Origin of the sequence: Brevundimonas diminuta 3F5N (assembly GCF_900163625.1) — a bacterium.
In the GTDB taxonomy this organism is placed as follows: domain Bacteria; phylum Pseudomonadota; class Alphaproteobacteria; order Caulobacterales; family Caulobacteraceae; genus Brevundimonas; species Brevundimonas diminuta_A.
Genome location: NZ_FUIE01000013.1, coordinates 1 through 15,996 on the forward strand (window position 1 = coordinate 1; position 15,996 = coordinate 15,996).

At 65.9% G+C, this 15,996-nt stretch carries 17 protein-coding genes and 1 tRNA gene; 9 read left to right on the forward strand and 9 right to left on the reverse strand.

Translation table 11 applies throughout. The features are described from left to right. Positions 1–456: 456 nt before the first annotated feature. The 5 genes from qatD to FM111_RS01685 form a co-directional block, all read right to left on the reverse strand. Positions 457–1,212, reverse strand: a complete 756-nt coding sequence (qatD, locus tag FM111_RS01665; RefSeq protein ID WP_087139000.1) for a Qat anti-phage system TatD family nuclease QatD — start codon at positions 1,210–1,212, stop codon at positions 457–459. Positions 1,213–1,221: 9 nt separating this feature from the next. Then, a complete protein-coding gene (qatC, locus tag FM111_RS01670; RefSeq protein WP_087139001.1) occupies positions 1,222–2,571 on the reverse strand; it encodes a Qat anti-phage system QueC-like protein QatC in 1,350 nt (449 codons plus the stop codon). Beyond that, positions 2,568–3,188, reverse strand: a complete 621-nt coding sequence (gene qatB, locus FM111_RS01675; RefSeq protein ID WP_218779154.1) for a Qat anti-phage system associated protein QatB — start codon at positions 3,186–3,188, stop codon at positions 2,568–2,570. Before qatB ends, qatC begins: the two co-directional genes overlap by 4 nt. 254 nt (positions 3,189–3,442) lie before the next feature. After that, the gene (qatA, locus tag FM111_RS01680) at positions 3,443–5,383 is read right to left on the reverse strand and encodes a Qat anti-phage system ATPase QatA (RefSeq protein ID WP_087139003.1); all 1,941 of its coding nucleotides are present in this window, start codon (positions 5,381–5,383) and stop codon (positions 3,443–3,445) included. 235 nt (positions 5,384–5,618) lie between these two features. Continuing rightward, positions 5,619–5,903, reverse strand: coding sequence for a helix-turn-helix domain-containing protein (locus tag FM111_RS01685; RefSeq protein WP_256968050.1), 285 nt, complete (start codon positions 5,901–5,903; stop codon positions 5,619–5,621). 51 nt (positions 5,904–5,954) lie between these two features. Here FM111_RS01685 and FM111_RS01690 point away from each other — a divergent pair, with 51 nt between their 5' ends. Together FM111_RS01690 and FM111_RS01695 are read left to right on the forward strand one after the other, a co-directional pair. Continuing rightward, the gene (locus tag FM111_RS01690; protein WP_087139005.1) at positions 5,955–6,473 is read left to right on the forward strand and encodes a hypothetical protein; all 519 of its coding nucleotides are present in this window, start codon (positions 5,955–5,957) and stop codon (positions 6,471–6,473) included. A 108-nt stretch (positions 6,474–6,581) separates the two neighbouring features. Then, positions 6,582–7,331, forward strand: coding sequence for a hypothetical protein (locus FM111_RS01695; protein WP_087139006.1), 750 nt, complete (start codon positions 6,582–6,584; stop codon positions 7,329–7,331). Positions 7,332–7,405: 74 nt separating this feature from the next. On the opposite strand, the gene FM111_RS01700 is transcribed toward FM111_RS01695, so the two are convergent. Then, positions 7,406–7,482, reverse strand: a tRNA-Arg gene (locus FM111_RS01700). Positions 7,483–7,619: 137 nt separating this feature from the next. Here FM111_RS01700 and FM111_RS01705 point away from each other — a divergent pair. Continuing rightward, on the forward strand, positions 7,620–8,906 hold the full coding sequence (locus FM111_RS01705) for a hypothetical protein (RefSeq protein WP_087139007.1): 1,287 nt from the start codon (positions 7,620–7,622) through the stop codon (positions 8,904–8,906). A 70-nt stretch (positions 8,907–8,976) separates the two neighbouring features. After that, a complete protein-coding gene (locus FM111_RS01710) occupies positions 8,977–9,282 on the forward strand; it encodes a hypothetical protein (RefSeq protein WP_087139008.1) in 306 nt (101 codons plus the stop codon). A 169-nt stretch (positions 9,283–9,451) separates the two neighbouring features. Here the strand turns inward: FM111_RS01710 and FM111_RS01715 are convergent, their stop codons facing one another. Then, positions 9,452–10,090, reverse strand: coding sequence for a TlpA family protein disulfide reductase (locus FM111_RS01715; protein WP_087139009.1), 639 nt, complete (start codon positions 10,088–10,090; stop codon positions 9,452–9,454). Here FM111_RS01715 and argH point away from each other — a divergent pair. Genes argH through lysA form a run of 3 tightly spaced genes read left to right on the forward strand, consistent with a single transcriptional unit; the run spans position 10,089 to position 13,075 of the window. Beyond that, the gene (argH, locus tag FM111_RS01720; RefSeq protein WP_087139010.1) at positions 10,089–11,519 is read left to right on the forward strand and encodes an argininosuccinate lyase; all 1,431 of its coding nucleotides are present in this window, start codon (positions 10,089–10,091) and stop codon (positions 11,517–11,519) included. The two genes, FM111_RS01715 and argH, sit on opposite strands and share 2 nt — an antisense overlap. Beyond that, on the forward strand, positions 11,516–11,752 hold the full coding sequence (gene lptM, locus FM111_RS01725; protein ID WP_087139011.1) for an LPS translocon maturation chaperone LptM: 237 nt from the start codon (positions 11,516–11,518) through the stop codon (positions 11,750–11,752). Before argH ends, lptM begins: the two co-directional genes overlap by 4 nt. Positions 11,753–11,788: 36 nt before the next feature. Continuing rightward, entirely contained in the window at positions 11,789–13,075 is a 1,287-nt protein-coding gene (lysA, locus tag FM111_RS01730; RefSeq protein WP_087139012.1) for a diaminopimelate decarboxylase, read from the forward strand. Positions 13,076–13,078: 3 nt separating this feature from the next. Here lysA and FM111_RS01735 read toward each other — a convergent pair whose 3' ends face one another. Both FM111_RS01735 and FM111_RS01740 read right to left on the reverse strand, forming a co-directional pair. Beyond that, positions 13,079–13,618: a phosphoribosyltransferase gene (locus FM111_RS01735; protein WP_087139013.1), complete on the reverse strand. Its 540-nt coding sequence runs from the start codon at positions 13,616–13,618 to the stop codon at positions 13,079–13,081. Positions 13,619–13,667: 49 nt separating this feature from the next. Continuing rightward, positions 13,668–14,459 (reverse strand): DUF3426 domain-containing protein, encoded by a 792-nt coding sequence (locus FM111_RS01740; RefSeq protein WP_087139014.1) that lies wholly within the window; start codon positions 14,457–14,459, stop codon positions 13,668–13,670. A 69-nt stretch (positions 14,460–14,528) separates the two neighbouring features. Here FM111_RS01740 and FM111_RS01745 point away from each other — a divergent pair, with 69 nt between their 5' ends. Together FM111_RS01745 and FM111_RS01750 are read left to right on the forward strand one after the other, a co-directional pair. Beyond that, positions 14,529–15,272 (forward strand): cell division ATP-binding protein FtsE, encoded by a 744-nt coding sequence (locus tag FM111_RS01745; protein ID WP_087139015.1) that lies wholly within the window; start codon positions 14,529–14,531, stop codon positions 15,270–15,272. Next, positions 15,269–15,996 (forward strand): cell division protein FtsX (locus FM111_RS01750; protein ID WP_087139016.1); only part of this gene is annotated, 728 nt, incomplete at its 3' end. The genes FM111_RS01745 and FM111_RS01750, both read left to right, overlap by 4 nt.

Here is a 15,996-nt window from a genome sequence, read left to right on the forward strand (position 1 = left end):
CGTAACTAACCCAAGGACTCTGGTCGCCGCTGGATGAAAACTCAGGGGCACGTCAAAGGGTGAAACGGGACCGGGACCGGGACCGGGACCGAGCCCCAACTCCATGCCCGCTCGAAGGTCCGCGGCGGCTCGCCCGACCCATGGCGGTCTCCTTGTGTCGTGGCTTCCCAGCTGCCGCTCCGAATGCCTCCTAAGAGTCAGGGGCGGCGGTTGCCGCCAGGAGTCGCGGAAGCGCCAGCAGCAGACATTCACCACAGGCCCAATAGCTGACCTTACAGACGGTCCGCCGCCAGACCGCTATCGACCGGAGCAACGATGACGGACCAAAGCAATCGCTCGCCGTGGCGGTCGCAGCTCGCAATCTCGCGCAGATTGGCAGCCTGATGGGCGTAGAAGTGCTGTCCTGAGTTCATAAAGGAGCAGGCTAGCCATCTGACCTGCGATACGGGTTATATATCATGTCCTCAAAGACAGGAGCCGCTTGAGGTTAGCGATGAGCAGCTCCGCGACGACATCCTCGCTACGTTCCAGGAGTAGAGCGAGCTTAGAGATCGCCGTGCGGACATCCGAAGGTTTGGCAGGACGTTCACCCAGAGCTGTGAAGGGCCCGTCGGTCTCTGTCAGAAGACGGTCAAGTGGTAGGTTTTTGACCAGCGCAGCGTGCTTTGGATTAGCCAGCATCTCGTGGTTCACAGAGAAATAGCACCCCATGTCGACAGCTCTGCGGGCTTCGGACGCCGACCCGGTGAACCAGTGCATTACGGCCGTGCCCTGCTGAGGCGGCAGGTGCTGTTCAATCATATCGAGAACAGCTTTGGCGGAGCGGACGCTATGAATCGTGAGCACCTTATCGCCAGCCCGTGCGCAGGCGGTCAGCACCCGTTCAAAAACTTCCTTCTGGGTTTCGAATGATCGGTAAAAACGCGGCCCCGCATCCAGTCCCACTTCGCCGACATATCGTGTTCGCGGGAGCAACTCCTCCCAGAGCGCTATTTCGCTGGCCCGCTGAGCTACTAGCTGAGGATGTAATCCCAATGCTGCCCGGACGTACTTTGTGTCCTTCGTTAGCTCGTGATTTCTCGGCCAAGCCTTCGGCGTCGTGGTCACGGCCAAGGTGAAGACCCGATCAATTTCGCATTCTGCGATCGCGCCGGGGTGATCTCGGTAGAGGTCGAGATGGCAGTGGAAATCTATCAGCGCGGGATCAGTCATAGTTCTTCACTAGCCGGGAACGGTTTTCACGCCACGCAGCAATTCGCCTACCTCGGCGAGCCCGCGACGATAAACACCAGCATGTCCGTCCAGCCGGCTCGGGTCATCTGTGAGCGGGCCAGGCTTGTGAATCAGCAGTTTTGCGAGGTCAGGCCGTGCTTCCAGTCGTTCGATCGCAAGTTGGAACGATCGGACCTGCACGCCCTCGGCGGTCTTCGTGTTGAGGGGCTTAGCTTTCAGGTCAGGGACGCCGTAGGTGGTCGTATCCGTCTTCGGCAGAGACGCCCTGCGGATGAGGCACGGCAGGCAATAGCCGCAGTGGCCTTGCGGCTTCTTGGACCATCGTCCCTTGCTGGGGGACGAACAGGAAAGAGACGCCGGAGCCAGCTTCTTCAACGTCGCAGCGCCAGCGCATGAACGTACCATCTCACCCTTAGTCTTATCCCAGTAGGGATTGTCGACTGATGCCGGGATACCAAGGGCGCCGAGAAGTTCGTTCCAGCGAGCCATATAGAAGGGATGCGTCGTACGCGTACTGAGTGCCCCCAGCCTGAGTGGATCTAAGGGGACGTTGAGCGCGATCAGCCCGTTCTCTGGCACCTTGAGGATGAAGGGCTTTCCTAGAGCCGTGCCTGCCGCGATGCCGATTGAGAAGAACAGGAAGGAGCGACCCCGAGTGGTCTCTTCGGACGCGACGTCCTCGACCAAGCCTTGGCCGAATGCCATCCACATGCGTAGACGATCGAAGGAGGCTTTCGGATAAGCCGCTTTGAGGCCGTCGAAACATAATTCCTGGGACTTGCTGACGAGCCCTTCTCCCGCGTGACTGACCAAGAGCGGGGAGCCTTTCGTCTCCAAGGTGTCGATCGCACCGATGAGGCTATCTAACCCTCCGGAAAAGAGACTCACCCCATCAAACGGTGGCGGGATGAGGCTCGCATCCATGGGTGGGACGATGTCTTCAAACCCTTTTGGACGTGCCCTGAAACCGATCTCCCAACGGTCCCCGGTGAGGAAGTCGAGCGCGCGCTTCAGGATACCGCTCGCTGCTTCCCATCGAGCGGGATCGCTGACGGGGATTACCAAACGGATTTGGCGCGTCCATCCGTCTTGGGATTCTGATGCCCTCGAAATGCGCGTGTCGGCCGCATGGACGTGGGCGGCCACCACGAGAAGATCGGCGCCGAGTTCGCTCGGGCGGAGCTCCAGCGATCGCAGATCGTCGAAGGTCCGGCTGATACCGTAATCGATCCGCTTCCCGGTCACGAGCTGGAGCATGGAAACATTTTCATCGCGTGCGTTCGGGACGGCAATTTTGTCGTCTGCGCCGAAGCGGCCTACCAACAGATGTCGGCTCATTTGTCAGCCTCCGCCTCACCGAGTGTCTGAAGTATTCCGAATGCTGATTGGTAGACGCCCGTGACAAAGGCCAAGGTCCTCTGCATCGTCAGGGGCTGGTTCGTATTGAGCTGCGCCGCGTTCAGGGCGTCGCTGACGCCGCGCTGGATGAAGTCTCTGAGCTGCGCCTGCACTCGGTTCGCCGCATCGATGTCGGCTGGCATCCGTACCGTTTTTAGGCCGATGTCGTTGCAGAGACGCGCTTCGATGGCATGGGTTGCGTAAAGCTCGAAGACGGTCTGAATTTGCTCGGCCGTCAGGCCATCGATGTCGGTGACGCCGGCTTGCGACAGATCCGCGATCGTCTCGATGAAGGCATCACGCGCGATACCTTCATCGATCGTACCTCCGGCAGGACAGACATAGTCTGCCAAGCCGATGAAGATCTCTTCGATCGGACGTCCTGCTAAGGCTTCTAGGTTGAGCGCTCTGAGGGCTTCGCGGGCGCCATCCGTCCTGGCGCTGTCGAGGAAGTTTACGAGACGCGCAGCCGAACTACGGGACGAGCCCATACGGGCGGCGGCAGTGTTGGCGCCCCCGGCCGAGGTCGAGACATATTGGGAGACGGCACGCCCCAAGCTGCGCCGATCGGAGCCACCCGAACGGGCGTACCTCGTGAGATTGCTCCGCGCACCCTGGTAGCGATCAGAGGGAGCGAGCTTTGGTGTCGGTTGTGTCGCGGGGGCGGCCGGTACGGACTGGCCCGCTGCACCGTCCGCCGGTTGTGCTCCATCGGCCGGTGCGGTTCCCGCAGCGGGGGCTCCATCATCTAGCCAGCTAGGAACTAGTGGCGTCGCTCCAGATGCGCCGCCGAATGAACTCGACGTCCCCACTACCGTGGCCCTCCTTTGCGCGTGCGCGTTGCCGCCGTCGCCGCAGCTTTCAGCATCGGCGACTTCGAACTCGACCAGACATCCAAGAGCTTCTCGAACCTGCCGACAGCGGCTGCATCCGTGATCACTGCATCCCAGCCACTCGTCACCCATGGGCCGGTGCGATCCGCGGGGAGTGCTTCAAGCAGATCGAGGAGATTACTTTGAAACGCGGGGTGCGCGCGTACCAAAACGCTGAGGCCGTCGATACCGGGAGGGTTTTGTTCGAATGAGTCGCCGCCAACGATACGGCCGCGCAGGGCTTCAAATACTTGGCCCGCCTCGGCGGAGACCAGCTGCTTGAGTTCGCCTTCAAAGGCTTGCACCTGCATCTTCGGCCCGAGCAGTTTTTCGACGACGCCGGCGAGCCGTCCCAACGCGGACGCGGCACCGAAATAATCCTTCCGGTCTTTAGTCACGAATAAATAAGGCCGAAGATCGAGCTGCCCGAGCTCGGGGGGCATCGCGGCCCAGGAGCGAATCGCTTCAGCTCCTTTCCATTCGGCCAAGGTCGGACTATCAGCCGATTTCGCGGGTGCCTTCGCCGAGCCGCTAACTTTACTCTTCTTGTCCGCCTCCGATTTGTCGGTTCGAACGTCCGCTTCCAATGCGGCGAGGTCTTCGCACCGACCTTGGGGATGTTGCGCGGCGGCGCTGGCGACTTGATCGAACATGCGCGACATGAACCGTTCCGCCAGCATGAGCTTGGCGAGGACAGGTAGTTTGACCTCGTCGCCGAAGCCGCGTGCAGCCGCTGTCCTATGGCGCAGGAGAAGGCTGTTCAGGAACCGCTTTATCTGTCTCGGATTCCCTTGTGTCCCACTCGCCAGCACGGGTCCGATCTGATCACTCAAAGTGAGCGCGTTCTGGGCCTTCGGGAATTTCTCGCCGAGCGCTGTCTTGACCGTTTCGGCATCGAGCCCGGTGGATTCCCATGGCTTTTTAAGGATAGCGCGAGCGGTATCGATCAGCTTCCGATAAGCCTCATCATCGTCGCCGAGTTCGGCCCCGATTAGGAGGAGCGTGACATAGATCCTAGTTTCCGTTTCCCCAAGTGCGGGGATGCGGAAGGGGATTTGGATGAGCTTCTCGAGATAGTTACGCGCATAGTCGCGCGGCCCGGTCGTGTCGGGCAGTTCTGGAAAATGCTTCCGTACGGAGTATTCGATCATCGCTTCATCGGCGGCGACGATGAATGCTGTGCGATCCGTGAAAACGAACAGGCGGACGGCTTCCAGTGTTTCGATCGCGGTATCGGGAAGGCACCGATCAAGGTCATCGATCAGCACGACCAACTGATCGATTCCGGCCTTAGTGAGCAGGCCGTCGAACGCTTTCCGGAAGGCCTCGATTTCCTCCGGGACATTTTTGGACTCGCCAGGTTTGATCAGACCTTCGATGCCTTCGACGACTTTATCGTAATTTTCCTGGGTCGCGAGTTTCGACGGATCGGCGAAGATGCCCTTGATCGTGCCTACGACCGCGCCGATCTGATCGGGTGTGGGGACGCCGGTCATGGCGGTAAAAGCCAAACCGCCCGTATGACGTGCGACCTTCAGCCAGTCGATGCGTTTGAAGATGTCTTTGACGGCGTCGCCTGCTTTTGTGAGCGCGGGGCGCTTTTCGACTAAGGCAGTGACGATCCCCTCGATCAGCGCGATTTTCGCGTCTTCGAAGCCTTGGAATCGCCAGCCGTTAAATTTGATGCAGAGGACATCGCCTTCCGGGGAAAGGCCGGTTTCGATCATCTCCAGGATGCTGGATTTACCGGCGCCCCAATCTCCGTGAACGCCGATGGTCATCGCGCGATCAGGTTTTTCCCGGAGCAGTTCGATAATCGTCTTCGCGATCGCCTCGTTATTGAGGAGATCGACCTTGGTCTCATTGTCCGCAAGTATCACTATTTCCGTCCCACCTGCCGTTCACGTCCGCCCTCTGTCCATGATGGTCGTGGCGTTGCGCCAACTCGGGATGAGTTTGGGGGCAGAGGCGCTCGCGTACCAGAGGTATGGCTAAGCTACGCGACCTATCTGTCGTTGCAAAGAACGAAGATCTCGCCCGCATGCGAGCGCTGGCATTAGGTGGCCTGCCTGATAGCAGACCTTCCCAATTGCAGCTTCGAGTCAGGAGCAGTCCTTAGGATTTAGGGTGGCGGCCACTCGGTAGAGATCGCGGCTCAGCCTCCCCCTGCTCAGGCAGAACGAAAAACGCCGAAACGGACACCCCCAGTACGCCCGCGAGTCGATCCAGCAGATCGACCGACGCATTGCCCAACTGGCGCTCGATCTCGCTCAGATAGGCACGATCAATGCCCGCGTCAGCGGCCAATCGCTCCTGTGAGATGCCGCGCTCGGTTCGCAGCTTCTTGAGATTCCACGCCACCAGCGCCCGTCCGTTCATGGCGGCAGGCGACAGCTTCACCGCTCGTTAAACCACGGGATATATCCTACAGATTAAATCTGGAGGGTTCTGATGAGGAAGATCGTCTTCGCCATTTCGGTTCTGACTGCGGTCGTTGCGTTCGGAGGCGCCGCATCTGCACAATCCGACGCCTGCTCGACGAATGGCGGCTACCCGCCCGGCAGCCCCAATGCGGTGATGGCGCGGATGCGGAACATCGCCAGCGGCGCCTATGCGGCCTGCGTCGAAGCCCAGCGCGCCCGTACGCCGCCCGTGAACTGGACGCCGACGCGTATTCGCGCCGCCGCGCGTCAGGCGGTCACGGACAAACTCCGTGATCCGTCGTCAGCCCAATTCCGAAATGTGCGCCGCATCGAGCACTCCAACGGCTCGACCATGTTCTGCGGCGAAGTGAACGGACGGAACGCCTATGGCGGCATGTCGGGCTTTCAGCGGTTCGAGGCCGGCGTTGGGACGACAGGGAACGCCACAGCCATGATCGACGGCGGCGAGGAACTGAACTCCGCCTACTTCGAAGGCGCCTGGAACCAGTTCTGCGGCCGCATCGCCGGCACGCCGGTTCAGTTCTGACGGAGGGGGACGGTCGTGGGAATGAAGTCGATGTTTTCTAAGGCTACGGTCGTCGCTACCATGGCTGCACTGGCCGGTTGCGCCACCCCGCCGCCGCCGGAGGTACGGATGATCCCCACCGCCGACCACGGCGTGGGCGTGCGCTTCTCGCGCGGCAACGCCCTGATGGTGTCGAACGGGCCGTCCGGCGCGATCATGCTGCTGCCGGTCCGCTACAACGACACCCAGAAGTTCTACTTCTCGATCGCCGCCTTCAACACCTCCGGCTATCCGATCAACATCGGCTCGGAGGACGTGCGCCTCTATCTGGATGGGCAGCCCTACAGCGTCCAGGACTTCGACTACCTGCGCCACACCGCGCGCACGACCGCCCAGCGCGAGATGAACCTGGCCTGGGCCGACGCGGCGGTGGAGTACTTCCTCACCCTCCAGGAGATGGAAGACCACCCGCGCCGCCACGACATCGCCTACCGCAGCGCTTCGGGGCAACTTCAGGCGTCACACGACCACATTCAGCGACGCCTGCGCCAGACTATCTCCACCCTGGGACGCACCATGCTGGAGACGACGACCATCGACCCCGGCACGGCCCACGGCGGCGCCATCCTCGCGGAGCAGATCGTCATCCCCGACGGCACGGTGCGTGACATGGTCATAGAGGTGCGCTTCGGGGGCTTCCCGCACCGGTTCCGATTGAACCTAGCGCCGTCAGGCACCTATGCCCCGACGCCGATCGACATCCCGGCTGTCCCCGCCCAAGTCACGCAGGAGCTGATGCGCACCCGCCAGACCTGGCACTGGACCGACGGCCCGCCGCCATCGCCGGCGATCTTCAAGGGCATGCCGGTAATCGAATAGGCAGAAGCGCGACCCGAGTCAGTTGGGCGAAACAGGAGTCGAATTTCATGAAATTCGACAATCATAGGGAAAAGTGGCGCACCCGACAGGATTCGAACCTGTGACCTCTGCCTTCGGAGGGCAGCACTCTATCCAGCTGAGCTACGGGTGCGTTCGCGGCGCCAGGGCCGGACGGCGGTGCTTACAGCATGGGCTGGATCGCCTCAATCCCTGAATCTCGGCGCGACGTCCCTTCTTGGCGCATGGCGCGCGACGGCCTAGCGTGTCGGTTGGAGAGAGAGAGCATCCATGCGCGTCACCACCATCGCCGCCCTGGCGGGCGCCGCCGTCCTGCTGGCCGCCTGCGCGGCGTCATCGAAGTCGGGCGGCGATAGCCTGGACGCCATGGCGCGCGACTACGTCGCCCTGACGCTGGAGATCGGCGAGCGTGAGCCGGGCTATGTCGACGCCTATTACGGTCCGGCCGAATGGGCCGAGGCGGCCAAGGCCAATCCGCGCGCCCTGCCCCAACTGGCCGAAGGCGCGGCGGCCCTGAGCCGGCGCCTGGAGGCTCTGCCGGAGCAGGGTCTGGACGCCCAGAGTCGCCAGCGCCGCGCCTATCTGCTGGCTCATGTCTCGGCGGCCTCGGCGCGGCTGCGGATGCTGCAGGGCGAGAAGCTGGGCTTCGCCGACGAGGCCGAGGCCCTGTTCGGGGTGCGGCCGGAGCTGCGGCCGCTGTCGTCCTATGACCCGGTGCTGGCGCGCATCGACGCCCTGGTCCCCGGCGAAGGGCCGCTGGCCGAGCGGGTCGCCGCGTTTCGCGCCCGCTACGTCATCCCCAAGGACCGGCTGGATACGGTGATGCGCGCCGCCATCGCCGAGTGCAAGGCGCGCACAGAACGCCACATCACCCTGCCCGCCAGCGAAACCTTCACGCTGGAGTTCGTCAACGACAAGCCGTGGTCCGGCTATAACTGGTTCAAGGGCGGCGCCTTCAGTCTGATCCAGGTGAACACCGACCTGCCCATCTACATCGACCGGGCCGTCGATCTGGGCTGTCACGAAGGCTACCCCGGCCACCACGTCTACAACGCCCTGCTGGAGCAGACCTTCGTCAAGGACAAGGGCTGGGTCGAGATGAGCGTCTATCCCTTGTTCAGCCCCATGTCCTTCATCGCCGAGGGCAGCGCCAACTACGGCATCGACCTGGCCTTCCCCGGCCATGAGCGCACCGAGTTCGAGGCGCGCGTCCTCTATCCGCTGGCGGGGCTGGACCCGGCGACGGCCGAGGCGCAGACGCAGCTTCTGGCCCTGACGCGCGAACTGGCGCGGGCGGAATATACGGTGGCCGACGACTACCTGGCCGGGCGCATCGACCGCGAGACGGCCCTGGACCAGTTGCAGAAGTACAACCTCGTCGCGCGTGACCGGGCGGCGCAGCGACTGAGCTTCATCGAGACCTATCGCTCCTACGTCATCAACTACGGCCTGGGCCGCGACATGGTGCAGACCTGGGTCGAGCGACAGGGGCCTAACCACTGGAAGACGACGGAACGGCTGCTGGCCAGCCAGACCCTTCCGATCGACCTCGACTGAGGCGGCTCGCAACCCACAGCGGGCCAGCAACGTTAACGCCAAGGTTCAAATCTCAGAGGGGCTTTCACCCATGCGTATTCGTATCCTGACCATCGCCGCCGCCTCGGTCCTGGCGCTCGGCGCCGCCGCCTGCACCCAGGCTGAACAGCAGAAGGCCGAAGCCAACGCCGAAGCCGCCGGCGACAAGGCCGCAGACGTCGCCGCTCAGACGGGCGAGGTCGTCGAGTCGGGTGCCATGAAGGCCGCTCAGGCGGTCGAGGAAGGCGCGGGCAAGGTCGCCGACAAGCTGGAAGACAAACAGGCGCAGGCCGCCGCTGAAGGCCGCCCCGGCGCCGTCGACCCGGCCACGGACACGCGGGTTCCGGCCAAGAACTGACCTCGCGCCTCTCCCTCCCCGTCTCGGGGAGGGAGGCTGAGGCCGTGAGGCCGAAGCCGGGTGGGGGCGGCAGGGCTATTCAGGTTCGGTGGCTAGCATCACCTGCCCCTCCCCCCCCGGTCGCTGCGCGACCACCCTCCCCAGGACGGGGAGGGAAAAAGCCTGCTCTCTATTTCTCCGCCAACAGGTGGTCGACCAGGGCCTTGGCCTCGGCGCTGGCCCAATCGGCCTCGCCGGTCAGGACGGCGCGGACCCGACCCTGACGATCCAGCAGAATGGTCTGGGGCATGGCGCCCTTGCCCGGAAACTCGAAGGCCAGCTGGAATTTCGGGTCGATGTAGAATTCCAGCGGCGCGTTCTCGGCGATGAAGGCCCGCGCCTCGCCCGCCGTCTTCTCGACATCCATGCTGACGGTCACGACGGCGAAGTCTTCGCGCGCCTTGTAGTGGTCGGCCAGGGCCGCCAGGGTCGGCATCTCGATCTTGCAGGGCGCGCACCAGGTGGCCCACAGATTCACTACCGTCACCTTGCCCGCGAAATCGGCCAGGCGGACGTCGCCGCCCTCGGCGTTCTTGAACACATAGCCGGACACGGCCTGAAACGCGTCTTGCGACACAGGCGTCTGAAGCGCGGTCAGCGATCCCTTGGCGAAGACCGCCAGTTGCGGATCAAGGGCCTCGGCGGCCACAGACGCGGACTCTTTGCCTCCGCCCTTCTGATTGACGTATAGCAGCGCCGCGCCCACGCCGATTACGCCAACAAGGGCGAACGTCGCCACGCCCGCCCAAGTCCGCCCAGAGCCGCTCATGTCCGATACGCCTTCCAAACCAAAATCTGACGTTCCTCCGCAGGGAGGATCTGAGGGGCAGTCTCTATGGGGTGGACGCTTCAGCGCCAAGCCCGCCGACATCATGCAGGCCATCAACGTCTCGATCGGCGTCGATAAACGCCTGTGGGCGCAGGATCTGGCCGGTTCGCGGGCCCATTGTCGCATGCTGGCCCAGCAGGGCATTATCGCGCCGACCGACGCCGAGGCCATCCTGGGCGGGCTGGACGTCATCGAGGGCGAGATCCGGGACGGGACCTTCCCCTTCCGCGACGCCTATGAAGACATCCACATGAACGTCGAAGCCCGCCTGTCGGAGCTGATCGGCGAGCCGTCGGGACGTCTGCATACGGCGCGCAGCCGCAACGATCAGGTGGCGACAGACTTCCGCCTGTGGGTGCGCGACGCCTGCGACCGCACCGTGGCGCAACTGAAGGATCTGCAGGCGGCCCTGCTGGACCGGGCGGAACAGCACGCGGGCGACCTGATGCCCGGTTTCACTCACCTGCAGACGGCCCAGCCGGTGACGTTCGGCCACCATCTGATGGCCTATGTCGAGATGTTCGGCCGCGACGCCGGCCGCTTCGCCGACGCGCGCGCCCGCATGAACGAGAACCCGCTGGGCGCCGCGGCGCTGGCCGGCTCGCCCTTCCCCATCGACCGCCACATGACGGCGCAGGCGCTGGGCTTCGACCGCCCGATGGCGAACAGCCTCGACGCCGTGTCGGATCGCGACTTCGCGCTGGAAAGCCTGGCCGCCGCCTCGATCGCGGCGGGCCACCTGTCGCGTCTGGCCGAAGAGATCGTGGTGTGGATGACGCCAATGTTCGGCTTCGCCACCCTGCCCGACGACCTGACCACCGGCTCGTCCATCATGCCGCAGAAGCGCAACCCCGACGCGGCTGAACTCGTGCGCGCCAAGACGGGCCGCATCAACGGCGCCCTGATCGCCCTGACCACGGTGATGAAGGGCCTGCCGCTGGCCTATTCCAAGGACATGCAGGAGGACAAGCCGCCGGTGTTCGAGGCCTTCGACGCGCTGGATCTGGCGCTGACGGCCATGACCGCCATGGTCGCCGTGATCCGTCCCAACACCGAGAAGATGGCCGCCGCCGCGGGCGCGGGCTTCTCGACCGCCACCGATCTGGCCGACTGGCTGGTGCGCGAACTGAACCTGCCCTTCCGCCAGGCGCACCACGTCACCGGCGCCGCCGTGAAGCGGGCCGAGGCGCTGGGTCTGGGGCTGGGCGAATTGCCGCTGACGGAATTGCAGGCCCTGGATGGCCGGATCACCGAAGGGGTGTATGAAGTGCTGACGCCCGAAGCCTCCTGCGCCAGCCGCCAGAGCTTCGGCGGCACGGCGCCGGAACAGGTCCGCGCGCGCATCGCCGACTGGAGAAGCCGCCTGTGAAAAAGACCCTGATCCTGGCGGGGGCCGCCGCCCTGCTGCTGTCCGCTTGCGGCCGCATGGCCGATCTGGAGCCGCCGCAGGGCGCGACGCCGAAGAAGCAGACCGAGCGCGCCATCCGCGACAAGTCGGCCGACCACCTGCCCGAACCGGCCATGCAGAACCTGCCGCCGCGCCAGATGCCTATCGACAACGGCACGTCCGACCCGTTCGGCAAGCCGCCGCCGATGAACTGAGCCTTCGCTCCGCCCCTCTGACTGGACTCCCCGCCGGTGCACCATTTCGATCTCAAGGACGGCGTCCTGTACGCCGAGGGCGTCTCGCTGGAGGCGCTGGCGGAGACGGTCGGCACCCCGACCTACGTCTACTCCTCGGCCACGTTGCGCCGTCACTACGGCCTGCTGCGCGAGGCGTGCGACGCGCATAAAGGCGCGCTGGGCGGAGATGGGGGCGACGCCCTGATCGCCTTCGCGGTCAAGGCCAACTCCAACCTGTCGGTGCTGGCGACCCTGGCGCAGTTGGGCTGCGGCGCAGACACCGTGTCCGAGGGCGAGATCCGTCGCGCCCTGGCGGCCGGCGTTCCCGCCGAGCGCATCATCTTCTCGGGCGTGGGCAAGACCGACGCCGAACTGGCCTTCGCCATCGACGTCGGCGTACGCCAGATCAACGTCGAATCCTCGGCCGAACTGGACCGGCTGATCGCTGTCGCTTCGACCAAGAACGCCGCTCCAGCCATCGCCATCCGCGTGAACCCCAAGATCGGCGCGGGCGGCCACGCCAAGATCACCACCGGCGGCGCAGGCGACAAGTTCGGCGTGCCGGTCGAGGAAGCGATGGCTCTCTACGCCCGCGCATCAAGTTCGCCCCACATCACGCCCGTCGGCCTGGCCTGCCACATTGGCAGCCAGATCACCGACCTCAGCCCGCTGGAAGCCGCCTTCCGCGTGCTGCGCCAGATGACGGAAAGCCTGCGCGCCGACGGACACAGCGTCACCCGGCTCGACCTCGGCGGCGGCCTGGGCGTGCCCTATTACGGCGATGCGGCGACGCCCTCCCCGGCCGACTATGTGGCCATGGCCGCCCGCGTGCTGGACGGGCTGAACGTCGAGGCCGCCTTCGAACCGGGGCGCCTGATGGCCGCCAATGCGGGCGTGCTGCTCAGCCGCGTCATCCAGGTCAATGAGCGGACGGATGGGCGCCGCTTCCTGGTGCTGGACGCGGCGATGAACGACCTGATGCGCCCGGCCCTCTACGACGCCTTCCACGACCTGAAGCCGGTGCGGCCTGTAGCGGGAGAGGCCCTGCCGCACGACGTCGTCGGCCCCGTCTGCGAGACCGGCGACACCTTCGCCCGCGACCGCGACCTGCCGCCGCTGAAGGCGGACGATCGGGTCGTCTTCATGAGCGCTGGAGCCTATGGCGCGGTGATGAGCAGCGAATACAACACCCGCCCCCTGGCCGCCGAAGTTCTGGTCGACGGTGATCGATACGCCGTCATCCGCCCGCGCCCGACCTATGACGAGATGTTCGCCCGCGAACCGATGGCGGACTGGCTCTAAGCTTCAGTCCAGCGCGCAGATATCCGGCAGGCCACGCATGCCGCCCGCGTGGTCCAGGCCGTAGCCGACCAGGAAGCGGTTCGGCGCCTCCCAGCCGACGAAGTCGGGTTCCGGCGCGCGGGGCTTGGGCCAGGGCTTGCGGGCGAAGACGCAGGTCAGCACCTCGGCGGCGCCCGCCTCCTTCGTAATCCGCACCGCCTCGGCCAGAGACAGGCCGGTGTCGAACACGTCGTCCAGAATCAGCACCTTACGCCCGTCGAGCGAGCGCTGATAGGGGGCGCGGACCTCGATCCGGCCCCGGCTGGTCTGCTCATCGCCGTAGGAGGCCAGCCACAGGGCGTCGAAGCGGACGTTGCGCCCCTCGCGCGCCAGGGCGCGGGTCAGATCGGCGGCGAACCACAGCCCGCCGGTCAACAGGACAGCGGCCACCGTCTCATCGTCGACATGGGGGGCGATGCGACGCGCCAGATCGGCCACGACGGCCTCGATCTCGGCCTGGGACAGAAGAACCATGGGGGCGGGGGTTGCTTGGGTGTCAGCCATGCCCCGGCGATACCGCCTGGACGGGGGCGGAGTCGAGAGGCGAACACGCTCAGCGGCGCAGGCCGCCGTCCTCGCGCACGGCGCTGTCCTCAGCGCGCGGCGTCGCTGAACCGGCCTTGGAGCGCGCCTGAACAACGGGCCTGGGCGCGTCTTCAAGCAGATAGTCGACGCTCAGTCCCGCCACCCGGCCCTGCGGATCCGGAATCACGACGGCGAAGCCCTGAACCTGCCCCGGCAGGATGGGCGGCCCGTCCAGACGCACGACGCGCCGGATCACCGTCGCGCCCTTGGCGTCCTTGAGGACCACGACCAGCGGGGGCGGGACGACTTCGATGTCGCGAATATTGCGCAGCGCGCCCGAAACCAGGGTGCGGCCGGGATCGTGCGGCGTGGTGCGGCCTCGCAGCGCCTCGACCTCAAGGCCGACCGTGTTCACCTCCAGCCCCAGCCACTTGTAGACTCCCGCCGCCGGCGGGAAGGCGCGGGCGATCTCCTCGCGGAACAGGACGCCGCCGGTCAGCAGGCCCAGCACCACGGCGGCCGCCGCCGCCCAGGCCGCCCCGGCCGCCGCCGCCTGACGCACGCGGCGCTTGCGTTCGGCCTTGGCGCGGAAGGCGCGGGGCAGTTCCGGCGCCGGGGTCTCGGCGAAGGTGTCGTAGTGCGGCGCGGCCTCGGCCTCAGCGACCGGAGCGGCTTGCGGCTCCAGTTCCAGAGGCGCGTCTTCCAGCGTCGCGCGCCAGTCATGACCGCACGCCTTGCAGCGCACGCGACGGCCGTTCGGGCCGATCGCCTCGTCGGAAACGAAATAGCTAGTGGCGCAGGCGGGGCAGGTCAGTATCATGTCGGCTGACTGCGAGGCTTATCGCCCCCTCCTGTCGCGGCGTAACGCCCCGGTCCAATACGAAACTCGATGCCCGATCCGATCCGCCGCGCCGCCGACCCAGACTCCGCGCCTGACGCCGTCCGCCTCAGGGGCGTGGGCTTCGGTTATGCGGGCAGGCCCGCCGTGCTGCGGGACGTTAACCTTACACTGCCAAACGGCTCTTTCCACTTCCTTACCGGACCGTCCGGAGCGGGCAAGTCTTCGCTGTTGCGGCTGCTGACGCTGGCGGCGCGGCCGCAGGCGGGGCGAATCAGTCTGTTCGGCCAGGATGTGACCCATCTGCCCCGGCGCGAGGTTCCGGCGCTTCGCCGCCGAATGGGCGTCATCTTCCAGGACTTCCGCCTGCTGGACCATCTGTCGGCCTTCGACAACGCGGCCCTGCCGCTGCGTCTGGCGGGCGAGCGTCCCGGCGATTACGCCGCCGACGTTCAGGAAATGCTGCGCTGGGTCGGTCTGGGCGCGCGGCTGGACGCCCTGCCGCCCACCCTGTCTGGCGGCGAGAAACAGCGGCTGGCCATCGCCCGCGCCGTGGTCGCGCGTCCACGCCTGATTCTGGCTGACGAACCCACCGGCAGCGTCGACCGGCCGATGGGCGAGAAGCTGATGCGGCTGTTCCAGTCGCTGAACAAACTGGGCGCCACCGTGCTGATCGCCAGTCACGACGAGGCCCTGGCCGAGCGCAGCGGCGCGGCCGTGCTGCGGCTGGAAGGCGGCCGACTGGCGCAGATCGCGCCCAGCCCGGCGCCCGCCGAGCCGGAAGGCCTCGCATGATCGGCCGCTTCCGCAGCGCCCAACCCGAACTTCTGCCGCGCGAGGCGGGCGGCGAGCGCTGGCTGGTCGTCGTCATCGCCGTGCTGTGCTTCCTGGCCTCGATCGCCGCCGTCGGGGCCCTGGCCGCCGACCGGGCCGCGCATGGCTGGGCGCGGCAACTGCGGGCCGAGGCGACCGTGCAGGTGCGCCCGCGCGTGGACGAGACCGGCCCAGCCGCCGCCGCCCGCGCCGCCGAGACCCTGGCCGGCGTCCCCGGCGTGGCCGAGGCCCAGGCGATGGACCGCAAGGCCGCCGAGGCCCTGCTGCGTCCGTGGGTGGGCGAGGCGGCCCTGCCCGACCTGCCCCTGCCCTATCTGGTCATCGTCCATCTGGACCCGAAAGCGCCCGCCAGCGCCCCCAGCCTGAGCCGCGCCCTGGCCGAGGCCGGGCTGGACGCCACCGTCGATGACCACAGCCTGTGGCGCGGCGAGGTCGAGCGCTCTGCGGGCCTGATCACCGCCCTGGCGGGGGCGGCCTTCCTGCTGATCGCAGCGGCGACGGCGGCGGCCATCGCCTACGCCACCCGCGCGGGCATGGCGGCCCAGGCGGCGGTGATCGAGACGCTGAGCCTGAACGGCGCATCGGACGGCGCCATCGCCACCCTGTTCCAGAAACGCTTCGGCTTGCTGGCGGCGACGGCGGGCGCCAGCAAGGGACAGGCGATCAGCACTGACAGATCGACCCA

Bases quoted from the DNA above. Each gene is read 5' to 3' on its own strand.
- qatD (WP_087139000.1), bottom strand. From the start codon at position 1,212: ATGACTGATCCCGCGCTGATAGATTTCCACTGCCATCTCGACCTCTAC.
- qatC (WP_087139001.1), bottom strand. From the start codon at position 2,571: ATGAGCCGACATCTGTTGGTAGGCCGCTTCGGCGCAGACGACAAAATT.
- FM111_RS01690 (WP_087139005.1), top strand. From the start codon at position 5,955: ATGAGGAAGATCGTCTTCGCCATTTCGGTTCTGACTGCGGTCGTTGCG.
- FM111_RS01695 (WP_087139006.1), top strand. From the start codon at position 6,582: ATGATCCCCACCGCCGACCACGGCGTGGGCGTGCGCTTCTCGCGCGGC.
- FM111_RS01705 (WP_087139007.1), top strand. From the start codon at position 7,620: ATGCGCGTCACCACCATCGCCGCCCTGGCGGGCGCCGCCGTCCTGCTG.
- FM111_RS01710 (WP_087139008.1), top strand. From the start codon at position 8,977: ATGCGTATTCGTATCCTGACCATCGCCGCCGCCTCGGTCCTGGCGCTC.
- argH (WP_087139010.1), top strand. From the start codon at position 10,089: ATGTCCGATACGCCTTCCAAACCAAAATCTGACGTTCCTCCGCAGGGA.
- FM111_RS01715 (WP_087139009.1), bottom strand. From the start codon at position 10,090: ATGAGCGGCTCTGGGCGGACTTGGGCGGGCGTGGCGACGTTCGCCCTT.
- FM111_RS01735 (WP_087139013.1), bottom strand. From the start codon at position 13,618: ATGGCTGACACCCAAGCAACCCCCGCCCCCATGGTTCTTCTGTCCCAG.
- FM111_RS01740 (WP_087139014.1), bottom strand. From the start codon at position 14,459: ATGATACTGACCTGCCCCGCCTGCGCCACTAGCTATTTCGTTTCCGAC.
- FM111_RS01745 (WP_087139015.1), top strand. From the start codon at position 14,529: ATGCCCGATCCGATCCGCCGCGCCGCCGACCCAGACTCCGCGCCTGAC.